We start from the raw sequence: 14,309 nt of genomic DNA, 5'->3' as shown, positions 1-14,309 counted from the left end.
CATTCACCATAATTAGCTTATTATTTTTTAATAAAATAGACGCTATACTGCCCTTCTTTCATCCTCTTTTCGCCCATTAGGGAAGCCTAAAATGAGCCTTTCATTGCCAATTTATTATGTTGATGCCTTTACTGATACGCTTTTTCACGGTAACCCCGCCGCTATTGTTTTACTTGATGACTGGTTACCGGATGAAAAGTTAATTGCAATTGCAGCCGAAATTAATTTATCAGAAACCGCTTTTTTAGTCGGGCACCATATCCGCTGGTTTACACCAAAAGTTGAAGTTAAATTATGTGGTCATGCAACATTGGCCGCCGCTTTTGTACTTAACGAGGTATTAAAACAAAATAATAACCCTCTCACATTGACGTCTCTTTCAGGGGAATTAACTATCACACCAAGCTCTCGAGGATTTACCCTCGATTTCCCAGCCCTAAGTTCTATACAAAGTGAACCTACGCAATATCCACAATTAGAGGAGATCCTTGGTGTGGAACTTCAAGAGCTTTGGATAGCAAAAGACCGTTACTTATGTTTCCTTGAAAACGAGGAACAAGTCCAATCCTGCCAACCTAATTTGTTCAAATTATCGCAGCTTCCACTACCTGGATTAGTTATTACAGCTAAAAGTGCTGAACAGGGTTATGACTTCGTTTCTCGTTATTTTGCTCCTGCAAAAGGGGTCAATGAGGACCCAGTAACGGGTACCTCACATTGTGCAATAGCACCATTGTGGGCTAATCGGTTAAATAAATTGCAGTTAGTTGGTAAACAACTTTCAGCGCGAGGTGGTGTTATGCTTTGTGAACTCACGGCTAATCGCGTGAGATTAACAGGTAAAGCCACTTTATTCCTAACAGGAAAAATCCATATTTAACCTATAAATCAACAAATTAAAAATCATTTTATTTTTCCTTTTATCCAGTCAACTCGCCGATAACATCCTCAATGGATGTACAAAGTATCGGCTCCCCACCTCCTTGCAATAAACAATTAAATATTTTTTTAACATTTAATTAATAGTTTTAATTATTCATTAAATTAGTTTACACTTATAATTATTATTAAAAATATAATTACAATTATAAGTATTACTAATTGAAGCATTGATTAATTGTTAAAACTCATTCAATACAAGGAACTCAATAAGATGGCTATTACTAGAAGAAAATTTCTTATCGGTGGTGCAGTTGTTACCGTTGCTGCTGGTGCTGGAATTTTAACTCCAATGTTAACTCGTGAGGGTAGGTTTGTTCCCGGTAAACCAAGATATGGTTTTGTAGAAGGAACAGAAGGCGCGTTACCGCAGCAGGCTGACGTAGTTGTTATTGGTGCTGGAATTCTAGGAATTATGACCGCCATAAACCTTGTTGAGCGCGGTTTAAATGTTGTGGTAGTTGAAAAAGGGAATATCGCTGGGGAGCAGTCTTCACGCTTCTACGGCCAAGTGATTACCTATAAAATGCCTGATGAAACATTCTTACTCCATCACATTGCTAAACAACGTTGGAGAGAAATGAATGCTAAAGTCGGCGCAGATACCAGCTATCGCACACAAGGTCGCGTTGAAGTTCCCCTCGATGAAGAAGACTTAGTTAACGTCAGAGAGTGGATCGACAGTAGAAATAAAAACGTTGGTTCAGATATTCCTTTCAAAACACGTATCATTGAAGGCGCTGAGTTAAATCAACGTTTGAAAGGCGCACAATCAGACTGGAAAATAGCTGGCTTTGAAGAAGACTCTGGTAGCCTAGATGCAGAAATAGCCGCTTTTGTTATGGCTGATTATGCGAAAAAGATTGGGGTTAAAATTTACACCAACTGTGCAGCGCGTGGCTTAGAAACACAAGCTGGGGTCATTTCTGATGTTGTGACTGAAAAAGGGGCAATCAAAACTTCCCGTGTTGTTGTTGCTGGCGGAGTTTGGTCTAGACTATTTATGCAAAATCTAGGTGTTGATGTCCCAACCCTACCTGCATATCAATCACAGCAGTTGATCTCTGGCTCCGCAACAGCTCCTGGTGGTAACGTCGCTTTACCGGGTAATATTTTCTTCCGTGAACAAGCCGATGGCACCTACGCAACGTCACCTCGAGTGATCGTTGCCCCTGTTGTTAAAGATTCTTTCGTGTACGGTTATAAATATATCCCTCTGTTATCTATGCCTGATTTCCCTGTTCATATTTCCTTGAATGAACAATTGATTAATTCATTCACAGAGCCAACAAGCTGGAGATTGGATGAAGTTTCACCATTCGAAAAACACAGAAATATGACTGCATTACCAGACTTACCAGAATTAAATGCTTCATTTGAGAAACTAAAAACTGAATTCCCAGCCTTTAAAGATTCTAAACTTATTGACCAATGGAGTGGTGCAATGGCTATCGCGCCGGATGAGCACCCTATCATTTCTCAAGTCAAAGAGTACCCAGGTCTGGTAATTAATACGGCAACAGGCTGGGGTATGACAGAAAGCCCAGTTTCGTCAGAAATCACAGCCGACCTGTTACTCGGCAAAGAACCTATGTTAGATGTTAAGCCATTTAGCCTGTACAGATTTAGCTAATATTTAATTATCCCCCAAGAAAACCCTTATATTTTTTAAGGGTTTTCTTGTTGCCTATTCTAATTCTATTCACTAACATTCTAGACTTAATTCAAATGGAGTGATTATGAATAAGTTAATATTAGGGATAGCTATTGCACTGGTCAGTACTGTCGCATTTAGTGAAAAAAATTATACGGTTGAACAGCTAGAAAGTCTGATTGCTGCAAATAATAAACCGTCTATATTGGTACCTTCTTTAGATGGTTCAATCGCAAAAGATGACTTCCCTACCTGCAAATCAGGGCTGATAGAGTGGCTCGACGGTGTAAAAACATACCCAGTTACCATCGAAAAAGATATTGATGGCGAATTTTCAGCCACCATTTGGTCTGAATCGAAAGCTTTTCTTGTTTCCTGTGTCAAAAGCGGGGATAAAGCAAAGGCTATTCGTATGAGTGCCGAATATTCAGATAATTAGAGGTTACCCACCTCACAATAATCTTAAAGGCATATTAATAAAATAATAGGTCTTTAAGATTTCCTTATTATTTTTCTCATTAACAAAAAAAACGTCACTGGAACGATTCACTTCACATTTACAGATGAATTTATTTGTAATGAGTATTACACTTACCTTTTAACATTATTTATACACTAAGTAACAACTGTAAGGCTGAACCATGAGTTCCATTGCTGATGATGTCATCGCACAAAAAATTGAACAATCAATTTCCCGCGTCTCTAAAGTCGTGTTCCCAACCACCACTAACCACCATAGTACTTTGTTTGGCGGTACTGCACTCGCTTGGATGGATGAAGTTTCCTTTATTACTGCTACGCGTTTTAGTCGTAAACGCCTTGTCACCGTTTCAACAGAAAAAATCAACTTTACCCATCCAATTCCTTCGGGAACCATTGTAGAACTCGTTGGCAAAGTCATTCGAGTTGGTAGAACCAGTCTAACAGTCAATGTCTCTATCTTTTTAGAAGATATGTATTCTGAAGGTCGTGAAGAAGTGATCCATGGCCAGTTTAATTTCGTCGCTATTGATGACAACGGTAAGCCTACCCCACTATTTGGGGAATAACCCTTTAACCTCGTGAAGAAAGGCTTGTTTTTCTTTCGCTAAAAGGCGTAGATGTACCTACTTTTATTTACGCCTTTTTAATACCGCATATGTCACTCATTATGTGTTAATTACTTTCGAATACTTTTAATTATTGTCAGTGTCTATTTTTAAGTTAAAAATAACAGCTTTCTGGCATAATAATCTAAATATGTTTAATAAACTTAACCTCTTTCCCCACTTCTAATATATACAATATATTACTAGCATCTAAGTCAAAACATACTTATTAAGACAATTTAATTATTATTAGTATCTTGTTACAATAAACACATCACGTTACTAAAAGACCTTGTTTTTATACTCCAATAAGTTGTAATTACCATTAGATATTGATATTTTTTAGTTATAGTCGTAGAGTATCCAGAGATATTCATTACCTAAAAAATGCGTATATCCATTGAGTTTAACTTTATTGTATTATTGGTAGTAGCCTAGGTTTTTCTTTAAAAAGATGTTTCGCATTGTTAACTTTCAGCAATAAAAGATACAGATTACCATCGCTTTTTGATAATAAAAATGAACATTACACATATAAGATATAAAATTATGCTTAGAATTCTCTCACTTATTCTTTTATTTACCTTCTCCATAAACCATAGCGTCGCTGCGGTCCCTAAAGAGACAATTAAAAGAATTGAGCAAGAAGCTCAAAAAGGCGATATTAAAGCACAAGTTATGCTTGGCATCGGCTATTACCTTGGTAATGAACTCAAACAAGATTATGGAAAAGCCAAAAAATGGCTAACTATGGCATCAAATAAAGGTAACTCTGACGCACAACTATTTTTGGGCGATATGTATTTAAATGGAAACGGCGTTGAGGAAAACCTTGAAACAGCGATGGATTTATTTGAAAAATCAGCTAATAAAGGTAACGTTGAAGCTCAAAATTATATGGGGCAATTTTACTACCAAGGTATTGGTGTAAAGCAAAACTATATTACCGCCTTTGAATGGTTTAAAAAATCGGCTGATAAAAAGTTCCCACCTGCCCAATACCAAATTGGTAAAATGCTAAACAATGGTGAAGGCACTGAGATAGATGAAAAAGCCGCCGCGGATTATCTAGCACAAGCTTGTAAAGCAGGGTTGAAAGAAGCCTGTAACAAGAAATAATTTATACTGTTCACGAACTCCCTCTGGCTTGGCAAACTCAATACTCAAAATGAGGGTGCCGAGCCTTTTCCTTTTTCTTTTCCCCATAAAAAATGTATTGCGACTACTTGCTCACAACCTTTAACTTTAAAATTCGTTATTATTAATTTATGGATAATCAATATCAAAATATATGATAATGTTCTAAACTTATAATATAAAAGAAAAAAGGAGAATATATGTACAATACAATTTTAGTTCCGATCGATGTAACCGAAGACGCACTCACCAACCTATTAGTACCCCATGTTAATTCGCTACAGAAATTAAATAATGCGACGGTACACTTTCTTGCTGTAACTGCACCAATCTCTAACTATTTACGTTATGGTGGCACCATTTTACCAGGTGATTTTCCAGATGATGCAAAACAAGCTGAGCTTATCCTTGCTGAATTGAAAGAAAAAATTAAATTGTTCTCGGTTCCTGCAGATAAAGTGCATGCAAAAGCGACTATTGGCTCTGTTAAAGATGAAATTATTGCCGTTGCTGAAGATATCAACGCTGATATTATTTTACTCGGTTCACGTCGTCCGAGCATGTCAACCTACTTATTAGGCTCTAATGCCGCATCTGTAGTGCGTTATGCTAAGACAAGCGTATTAGTCGTCCGATAATAAAGACTAATAATATATATATAGCTAGGTCAGCTCATTTTACAAATGAAAAGTTTAGCTTTAATGATTGTTACAAAAAACAATAAAGGCATACACTTTATCAGACTATTTAAGACCTATTTAGGGTACATTAAAGGCTCATAAACATTTTCGTGATTTTTTTCACTCCCTGCTTTTATAGCAGGGATTTTTTTATGTCATTTACTTAGCTTTTATTTAAGCGAAAACGCTTGAAGGGTACCCCATCAAAATCTACGAGTGCCTCTTCAACAAAACCATAGCGCAAAATTGCTGATAATTTCAAGCGAGTTAAAGGTAAGTGGATCGTTACAGAGTCAACATTAAGTGACGTAAATGCTTTATTTATCATGCGCTCCACCAAGCATTTCCCTGCTCCCCAGAAATCAGGATGTAACACTAAAGCCAAATCCGCATCACCGGCTTCATTTTGTAAACCACCCCACCCTGCAAATTGCTCATCAATCATGATTGCCCACACACCATAGCCATGTTGACCCCAATGTTGCTCTTTGCCAGCAACCCAATCGCGACAAAATGCCTCATCAAATTGGTTATTACCCAGTGGCATATGTTTTAAAACTAATGGATGGGTATTCAATGCAATAATATCTGCGGTGCAGATTTGACTTAACTTACGAAACTCTATCAACATAGTTACCTAGTTATTACTCATATTATACAGTCAGCGAAAAATTGATTAGCGGTTTTGAACATAATTTAAATATCATATTAAAACAATAGCCCACTCAATAGAATGGGCTATTAGCATAGCAATTAACCCATTATTGCTCTAGTGCCATTGCCATGACTTTTTGGAAGTCTTCCCATGAGCAATATCCATTTTTATCAATAGGGCAACCTTTTAGCTCCAACGTGACATGTTGTGGTGGTGTTTGCAGAGACAAGTAAGCATTATCTCTCAGTTGATCAGCCGTTTGATAAACATATTCTACTTTCATAAAATCTTTATTAACCTGTTTATCAGTCCAACGCTGAAAGACTAATTTCCCACCAATCGGCGTATGTTCATACTGCTGAGGTAATTGATAAGGTTTAAAATCCATCGCTGACATCAACGACGCAATATTTGAATCGTGGCCGACTAAGAAAATAAATTTTGCAGTTTCGCCCTTATCAACTGACACAAAACCTTTATCAATGTAATTTAATATTGGGTGTGCAACATTCTTAGCAATCAATTTTGGTGTAAACAGCGTCTCTTGATAAGCATTTTTTAATGTGTTTAATTTTTGCCATTTTTCTGGCGAATTGACCATGCCCCAAGCGACTTCATCAGCAGGGAAACCTTCATAATATTGCAGGTCGATAGCATCTACAGCTGAATTGGCCATTTTTAATGGACCGCTAACCCCAGGCTCTTTATTTTCTTCAATAATAAAACTATTTTTCTGGCTATTTAAATTACATAATTTATCCGTTTTACATTTCTGGGAATCTTTAATGTTCAAAACGGTATCAAGCTCTTCATAGCCGGCTTTCAGCGATAAACCATTCAAATAATCATCCATTGCTGAGAGTGCTTTTTGTTTGAACTCTGGGCTTCCGTTGGTAATAATAGGGTTAAATACGGGGTCCATTTTACCAATTTCAGGTTGATGGTGGATATTCACTTTACAACCGGGGAAAGCACCCGCAGCGAAAAATTGGGCTGTCGCTATGGTTCTTTGTAGGCTGTTAGTATAAAGGTAAATATCCTCACTGCTGGTTGGGCATAGCTCATCCGCTAATAATTTGTTTTGGTCTATCCATTCCCGAAAATAATGCCCCATATACACTTCTAAAGCCCCACCTTTGGTGGTGAGATAACCACTATGTGCATCCCAAGCAGGCCATTTTTTATCGGTAATCTCAGTAAGAACGCCTGTGTTAACAATTGGTGTTCGTAAGTTATGGCGACTAAGCACTAAAACTTGGTCTAAAACCATATCAGTTTGGTTGTCTGTATTAGCTAGCGCTGGCGCGATAGGTGTGAATAATGCGGCAGATAAACAGAATGTTAGCAATTTATATTTCATTAAATATACCCCTAAGATCCAATCAAAAAATGAAAAAGTACCCTATAAAAAAGTCAGACGCCCAGACTTCACGCCCAATATTACGACTCATCTAATAATGAATTAGTTAGCTTTTTTTTCTGCGATAAATATCTCAAAAACAACCTTAACCAAAATTAAAAAGGTCATTGACATACCATATTGGATAATTAAGATCACCCCATAAATATAAGGAGTAAATATAATGATAGTCCAAACCGCCACACGTGCACACGATAATGAAATTATTCGTGTTTGGGAGTCATCTGTTAGAGCCACACATCACTTTTTACCCGAAGAAAAAATTGCTGAATTAAAAGTGGCAATTAAAGACATTTACTTACCTAATTTAGCTGTATTTGTCACATTTGATGACCTAGGCAATATGATTGGTTTTCTGGGCTGTGATGAGCATCGTCTCGAAATGCTGTTTATTTCGCCAGAAAACAGAGGCCAAGGTACGGGGAAAAAGCTACTGCAATATGCAATTGACACTCTGGGTATTACAGAGCTAGACGTTAACGAACAAAACCCTCAAGCCATTGGTTTTTATCAGCATATGGGTTTTACACAATATGCTCGTTCTGAATTAGATGGAGAAGGAAACCCATATCCTATTCTACATATGCGCCTTAACCCTGTGGCACAATAACCATGAAAATTATTGAGTTAGAAACCCCTCGCTTACTCCTAAGAATGTGGCAAGAAAAAGATAAACTGCCATTTACACTGATGAACAGCCACCCAGAGGTGATGCGTTATTTCCCTTCAGTGCTAAGCGAGCAGCAAAGTACCGAAATGCTGGCCACAATCATCGATAAGTTTTCCCAACAAGGCGGCTGGGGGTTATGGGCTGTTGAATTGAAGTCTACCAATGAATTCATTGGGTTTATTGGTTTAAACACCCCGGCTAAAACATTGCCTTTTTCTCCCTGCATTGAGATAGGCTGGCGTTTATTACCTGAATTCTGGCATCAAGGCTTGGCAACTGAAGGGGCAAAAGCGGTGATCCAATTAGCTTTCGAACAATTACAGATTGCCGAGCTAGTTGCATTTACTGCGGTACCTAATACACCATCAGAATTGGTAATGAAAAGACTAGGCATGATAAAACAACCAAATAATTTTTATCACCCAGCCTTACCTGATGGCCATTGGCTACAAGAACATGTACTTTACCGCATAACAGCTCACGATTGATTACTGGCAAATATCAACCCATGATGCTTTGACAAGTTCTAACAGACGAGTTGGTGAAATACGTATAGCACTATTCACTGACCCTGCAGCGGGTAGCACTTCGCTATATTGTTGTAGTGAAATATCACAGTAAATAACTAGGTCTCGGGGCAAGCCAAACGGGCAAACACCGCCAACCGGATGGCTTGTGGAGTCTACAACCTCATCCGCTCGTAACATTCTCGCTTTTGCCCCCAATACTTGTTTTACTTTTTGGTTATCAAGCCGCGCTTCCCCTGCACACACGACTAAAACGACCTCATTTTTAAGTTTAAGTGACAGTGTTTTTGCGATTTGGTTTGCTTCAACATTATGTACTATTGCCGCTTGTTGCACTGTTGCTGTTGGGGTGTCAGTTTCTATAATGTCAATATCGGGGGCATGTTGCGCTAAAAATGCCCTAACAGATTGTATACTCATATATTTTCTCGTTATCATTGGTGGCAAGTCACTTTGTCATATGACGATTTTTACCTTACTAAAATTTCGCCATCTTGCAACCTAATGGTTTTACATGAATTTAATTTTAACTATAAATAACATGGTAAAACCAATAAAAAAGCCACCACAATGTATAAACAAAGTGATGGCTTGATGTGACTTAATCTAACAATAAATTACTTTTTGCCTTCAGCTTCAGCTTTGGCTTCTTTCGCCTCAACATCACGATACCAGCGAGGGTGGTGTTTTCTCGCCCAGCGACGGCTAACCTTACCTTCTATCATGCCATTAATTGAGCCTTTCACCCAAAATGCCATATACATATGGATTAGAATCGCGTGGATTAGAATAATAGCGGAAAGTGCGTGGATCAAAATACTCCAACGAACCATCCACATAGGAAATAGATGAGCAAAATAAGGACGCCACATGATAATCCCAGTGATCAGTAGTACGAAAATCATACTCATGATACTCCAGAACATCATTTTTTGCCCCGCATTATACTTACCTACATCCGCCACCTCATGTTCATTACCTTTGAGAACTTCAACAATATTTTTAATCCATGGAAGGTCTTTCTTATCCGGAATATTGTATTTCACAAAACGAACAAACATGAACATCAATACGACGAATATCAGTACACCAAAGAATGGGTGTAAAATTCTTCCCATTTGTGGAGTACCAAAGGTTTCCGTCAACCATTTCAGTGTTGGGAAAAATAAGGCGATACCAGACAAAGCAACCAAAAAGAAGCTGATGACAACAGTCCAGTGACAGGCGCGGTCAATAAACTTTGTCCGCACAATCATTTTGCTTTTTTTACTCATGGTCATCTTTCTCCTCATCATCACTCACTTCTTTGTTCGGTCCAATTCCCACATAGTGGAAAATTAACCCTGCAAAGGTGGCTATAAAGCCCGCAACAGAAAGTGGTTTCAAGACGCTCTGCCACAGATTGATTGGAGTATCAATTTGTGGGTCTTTCGGTAAGTCATGATAAAGTTGCGGTTTATCAGCATGATGAAGAACATAAACAACGTGAGTTCCCCCCACGCCTTCAGGATCGTAAATCCCCGCTTGCGCATATCCTCGATTTTTTAATTTCGTGACACGCTCTTCGCCGTATTCCAGCATTTCCCTCTTCGTACCAAAGCGAATAGCACCTGTTGGGCAAGTTTTCACACAAGCGGGTTCTTGACCGACAGAAACTCTATCAACACATAAAGTACATTTATACACACGATTATCTTTAGGATTTAAGCGTGGTACATTAAAAGGACAACCCGCAATACAATAGCCACAACCAATACAGTGCTCCGATTGGAAATCAACAATCCCATTTGAATACTGAATGATCGCTCCCGCAGATGGGCACGATTTTAGGCAACCCGGGTCTGCACAGTGCATACAACCATCTTTACGGATTAACCATTCCAGCTTACCGTTTTCGCTTGTTTCACTAAAACGCATCACCGTCCACGATTTTGCACTAAGATCGGTTGGGTTATCATAAACCCCAACGCAATGCCCGACTTCATCGCGAATATCATTCCATTCAGAACATGCCACCTGACAAGCTTTACAGCCTATACAGGATGACACATCAATGAGCTTACAAACTTCAAATTTATCGTCACGCGCCTGTGGTGGAGGCGTAATACTATTGGTCGCGGAACGCTTAATAATGTCTTGAGATTGCATGGACATAGTTCCCTCCCTTACGCCTTCTCAATGTTAACTAAAAACGCTTTATACTCAGGTGTTTGAGAGTTAGCGTCCCCCACAGATGGCGTCAACGTATTGGTGATAAAACCTTTTTGCGTAGCCCCTTCAAAACCCCAGTGAATAGGTAACCCAACGGTTTCAATTGGTTTACCGTCCACCATCAGGGTTTGTAATCTCGGCGTTACCACCGCAACGGCTTTGATAAAACCACGTTTACTACTGACTTTGACCTTATCGCCTAACGCAATTCCTTTGGCTTTCGCTAATGTTTCGCTGATTTCAACAAATTGCTCTGGCTGAGCAATCGCATTCAAACGAGCATGCTTAGTCCATGTGTGGAAGTGCTCTGTTAAACGATAAGTGGTGCCGACATAAGGGAAATCTTTGTGGTCGCCAAGACGTTTTTTGTCCTCATCAAAGATCCGTGCCGCAGGGTTAGAAACCACATTCGGGTGTAATGGGTTAGTACCAAGAGGCGTTTCAAAAGGCTCATAGTGCTCAGGGAATGGCCCTTCTGCCATCTTATCGATAGCAAATAAACGCCCTAACCCTTCTGGTTGCATAATGAATGGACCTGTTCCGACTTCTGGTGCAGATGCATTAAAGTCAGGAATATCATTACCGACCCATTTTTTGCCATTCCATTCAATTAGCACACGGTCTTTATTCCACGGCTTACCTTTAGTATCACAAGATGCTCGGTTATAAATAACGCGACGATTCAACGGCCACGCCCATGCCCAACCTAATGTGTTACCAATGCCAGACGGGTCACTATTGTCGCGATTCGCCATCTGGTTGCCTTTTTCAGTCCAACTGCCCGTGTATATCCAGCAAGAAGATGCTGTTGTACCGTCAGCACGTAATAAGGCAAATGAGCTAAGAAGTTCACCTTTTTTCGCTTGTAAATTGCCGTCGGCATCGTACAGATCAGCCAGTGCAACTCCGTTATTTTCTTTTGCCACTTCTTCTGATTCAGGGTGGAATTGCTGTTTATAATTCCATTTCATCTGCATCAGAGGATCTTGGCCTTGACCGCCTTCTTTTTCATACAACTCACGAATTTTGTATAAAATTCCTGTCAAGATTTGGCCATCATTACGCGCTTCACCTGGAGCATCCGCTGCCTGCCAGTGCCATTGCAACCAACGACCAGAGTTCGCGATAGAGCCATCTTCTTCTGCAAAACACGTTGATGGTAGACGGAAAACTTCAGTTTGAATCGAAGCTGTATCGACATCATTCATTTCACCGTGGTTTTGCCAGAAATTAGCAGTTTCAGTGACTAACGGGTCGACAACAATCAAATATTTCAACTTACTGAGGCAGCTAACAACTTTGTTTTTATCTGGGAATGACGCTACAGGGTTAAATCCTTGACAAATATAACCCGTGACCTCATTACGGCTCATCATGTCAAAATACTTCATTACATCATAAGCTTGGTCCCATTTAGGTAACCAATCATAGCCCCACTGGTTGTCAGCTTGTGCAGAATCACCATAGAAAGACTTCATTAAACTGACGAAGAATTTCGGGTAGTTACTCCAAAAGTTAACTTGATTTGGTAAGGTTGCTTTTGGTGTATTAGCAGACAGATAGCTATCAATATTCAGGTGTTTTTCTGAAGGCAACGTCAAATAGCCGGGCAGACTGGTCGATAATAACCCTAGATCAGTTAAACCTTGAATATTTGAGTGGCCACGTAAGGCATTAACACCACCGCCAGCAACCCCCATGTTACCAAGTAGTAACTGGATCATTGCCATGGTACGAATATTTTGCGCACCAACCGTATGCTGTGTCCAACCTAAGGCGTATAAGAAAGTCCCTGCTTTATCTGAAGCACTCGTGGTTGCTAAGATTTCACAGACTTTTAAGAAATCAGCCTTTGATGTACCACAAATTTGCTCAACAATTTCAGGTGTATAGCGTGACACGTGCTTGTGAAGCAGATTCCACACACAACGAGGGTCTTGTAATGTGTCATCGCGTAACGCATGACCATTTTCATCAAATTTGTAGTTCCAGCTGGTTTTATCATAACTACGTGTATCTGCGTTATAGCCACTAAATAGGCCATCATCAAAGTCAAAATCATCTCGAACAATTAATGACGCATTAGTATAGTTTTGAACGTATTCAGCGTTTATTTTGTTATTTTCAATCAGGTACAACAAGACGCCCGATAAGAATGTAATATCGGTACCCGAACGAATCGGAACATAATGGTCTGCCACTGATGCCGTACGCGTAAAACGCGGGTCGACCACAATCAGTGTTGCATTGTTATTATTTTTCGCTTCAATTGCCCAGCGGAACCCAACAGGGTGTGCTTCCGCAGCGTTACCGCCCATTACGACGACGACATCGGCATTTTTGATATCAACCCAGTGGTTGGTCATCGCACCGCGACCAAATGTTGGAGCAAGACTTGCTACCGTTGGTCCGTGTCAGACACGTGCTTGGTTATCAACCGCCAGCATACCTAGCGATCTCGCGAATTTTTGGGTCAACATTCCTGTTTCGTTACTTGCAGCAGATGCACAAAGCATCCCTGTTGATAACCAACGGTTTACGGTTGTTCCCTCAGCGTTTTTCTCCATGAAATTTGCATCGCGGTCATCTTTCATTAAACGGGCAATACGTGTGAAAGCATCATCCCAGCTAATGCGTTGCCATTTATCAGAGCCTGGTGCTCTATATTCAGGATAACGTAAACGATTTTCGCTCTGGATATAGTCAAGCAGGCCAGCCCCTTTAGGGCATAAAGCACCACGGTTTACAGGGTGGTCGGAGTCACCTTCCACATGGAATATCGCGGACTTAGCATTCATGGCACCATCGCCCATGCTATATATTAGTAATCCACAACCGACAGAACAGTAAGTACAAGTGTTACGCGTCTCTTTAGAGCGTAGTAATTTATATTCACGTACATTAGCTATTGCCATTCCAGGCATAAAACCTAACGCAGCTACAGTTGTACCTGCCATCCCGCCAGCGCAGATTTTAAAAAACTTTCTGCGACTAACGTTCATTGCTAACCTCTTTATATTTTTTGTATAAATCGGTGAGAGAATAGCAGCCTAATATGATTAGATATTGCCTAAAATCAATGAAAGTGAAAATAAAAGTTTAATTAATATTAACTGAGTAGTTAAACATCAATTACAAATACTACCAATAGAGTAATTATTGTTAAATTGACTTAGATCAAATGTTACTTTTTGAAATATTTTAGTTAAATACATTTCATTGGCATTTTAAAAAATACAAATAAAAATAGAAGAAAATTAATTCAGGAAATACATCACAGCTGACCAAAAACTAAATTTATTTAATTTCATGAAAAATAAATTATCAC

Annotated in this window: 14 protein-coding genes; 8 read left to right on the top strand and 6 right to left on the bottom strand. The window is 39.3% G+C overall.

The annotated features are described in order from the left end of the window. The first annotated feature begins 91 nt into the window (after positions 1 to 91). The 6 genes from ACHB7C_RS00580 (at position 92) to ACHB7C_RS00555 (ending at position 5,456) form a co-directional block, all read left to right on the top strand. Positions 92 to 880 carry a PhzF family phenazine biosynthesis protein gene (locus tag ACHB7C_RS00580; protein ID WP_129466689.1) on the top strand — a complete coding sequence of 263 codons (789 nt, stop codon included), beginning with the start codon at positions 92 to 94 and terminating at the stop codon, positions 878 to 880. Positions 881 to 1,153: 273 nt separating this feature from the next. After that, positions 1,154 to 2,572, top strand: coding sequence for an FAD-binding oxidoreductase (locus ACHB7C_RS00575; protein WP_042847981.1), 1,419 nt, complete (start codon positions 1,154 to 1,156; stop codon positions 2,570 to 2,572). Between the two features lie 106 nt (positions 2,573 to 2,678). Next, entirely contained in the window at positions 2,679 to 3,032 is a 354-nt protein-coding gene (locus ACHB7C_RS00570; protein ID WP_042847982.1) for a hypothetical protein, read from the top strand. A 202-nt stretch (positions 3,033 to 3,234) separates the two neighbouring features. Further along, on the top strand, positions 3,235 to 3,642 hold the full coding sequence (locus ACHB7C_RS00565) for an acyl-CoA thioesterase (RefSeq protein ID WP_042847983.1): 408 nt from the start codon (positions 3,235 to 3,237) through the stop codon (positions 3,640 to 3,642). A 588-nt stretch (positions 3,643 to 4,230) separates the two neighbouring features. Further along, a complete protein-coding gene (locus ACHB7C_RS00560) occupies positions 4,231 to 4,800 on the top strand; it encodes a tetratricopeptide repeat protein (RefSeq protein ID WP_042847984.1) in 570 nt (189 codons plus the stop codon). 218 nt (positions 4,801 to 5,018) lie between these two features. Continuing rightward, the gene (locus ACHB7C_RS00555) at positions 5,019 to 5,456 is read left to right on the top strand and encodes a universal stress protein (protein WP_042847987.1); all 438 of its coding nucleotides are present in this window, start codon (positions 5,019 to 5,021) and stop codon (positions 5,454 to 5,456) included. Positions 5,457 to 5,661: 205 nt separating this feature from the next. On the opposite strand, the gene ACHB7C_RS00550 is transcribed toward ACHB7C_RS00555, so the two are convergent. Continuing rightward, the gene (locus ACHB7C_RS00550) at positions 5,662 to 6,129 is read right to left on the bottom strand and encodes a GNAT family N-acetyltransferase (protein ID WP_042847989.1); all 468 of its coding nucleotides are present in this window, start codon (positions 6,127 to 6,129) and stop codon (positions 5,662 to 5,664) included. 130 nt (positions 6,130 to 6,259) lie between these two features. Beyond that, complete coding sequence (gene agp / locus ACHB7C_RS00545) at positions 6,260 to 7,513, bottom strand: bifunctional glucose-1-phosphatase/inositol phosphatase (RefSeq protein ID WP_206226821.1); 1,254 nt, start codon at positions 7,511 to 7,513, stop codon at positions 6,260 to 6,262. A 223-nt stretch (positions 7,514 to 7,736) separates the two neighbouring features. Between agp and ACHB7C_RS00540 the strand changes: the two genes are divergently transcribed. After that, positions 7,737 to 8,183, top strand: coding sequence for a GNAT family N-acetyltransferase (locus ACHB7C_RS00540; protein WP_042847992.1), 447 nt, complete (start codon positions 7,737 to 7,739; stop codon positions 8,181 to 8,183). A gap of 2 nt (positions 8,184 to 8,185) precedes the next feature. Further along, positions 8,186 to 8,731: a GNAT family N-acetyltransferase gene (locus ACHB7C_RS00535; RefSeq protein WP_080750926.1), complete on the top strand. Its 546-nt coding sequence runs from the start codon at positions 8,186 to 8,188 to the stop codon at positions 8,729 to 8,731. On the opposite strand, the gene ACHB7C_RS00530 is transcribed toward ACHB7C_RS00535, so the two are convergent. From ACHB7C_RS00530 to fdnG, 4 genes are all read right to left on the bottom strand, one after another. Further along, entirely contained in the window at positions 8,732 to 9,190 is a 459-nt protein-coding gene (locus ACHB7C_RS00530) for a YbaK/EbsC family protein (RefSeq protein ID WP_042847995.1), read from the bottom strand. It lies immediately after the preceding gene. A 197-nt stretch (positions 9,191 to 9,387) separates the two neighbouring features. Further along, positions 9,388 to 10,044: a formate dehydrogenase-N subunit gamma gene (gene fdnI / locus ACHB7C_RS00525; protein WP_198861286.1), complete on the bottom strand. Its 657-nt coding sequence runs from the start codon at positions 10,042 to 10,044 to the stop codon at positions 9,388 to 9,390. Beyond that, entirely contained in the window at positions 10,037 to 10,924 is an 888-nt protein-coding gene (fdxH, locus tag ACHB7C_RS00520; RefSeq protein ID WP_164975524.1) for a formate dehydrogenase subunit beta, read from the bottom strand. The genes fdnI and fdxH overlap by 8 nt, the downstream gene beginning before the upstream one ends. Before the next feature lie 11 nt (positions 10,925 to 10,935). After that, positions 10,936 to 13,983: a formate dehydrogenase-N subunit alpha gene (gene fdnG / locus ACHB7C_RS00515; RefSeq protein ID WP_395346124.1), complete on the bottom strand. Its 3,048-nt coding sequence runs from the start codon at positions 13,981 to 13,983 to the stop codon at positions 10,936 to 10,938. Positions 13,984 to 14,309: the final 326 nt, after the last annotated feature.

Source organism: Providencia sp. 2024EL-00732 (assembly GCF_044006275.1).
GTDB classification, from domain to species: domain Bacteria; phylum Pseudomonadota; class Gammaproteobacteria; order Enterobacterales; family Enterobacteriaceae; genus Providencia; species Providencia huashanensis.
The sequence above is the reverse complement of the archived record's forward strand: the minus strand, read 5'-3'. Positions and strand labels throughout refer to the sequence as shown.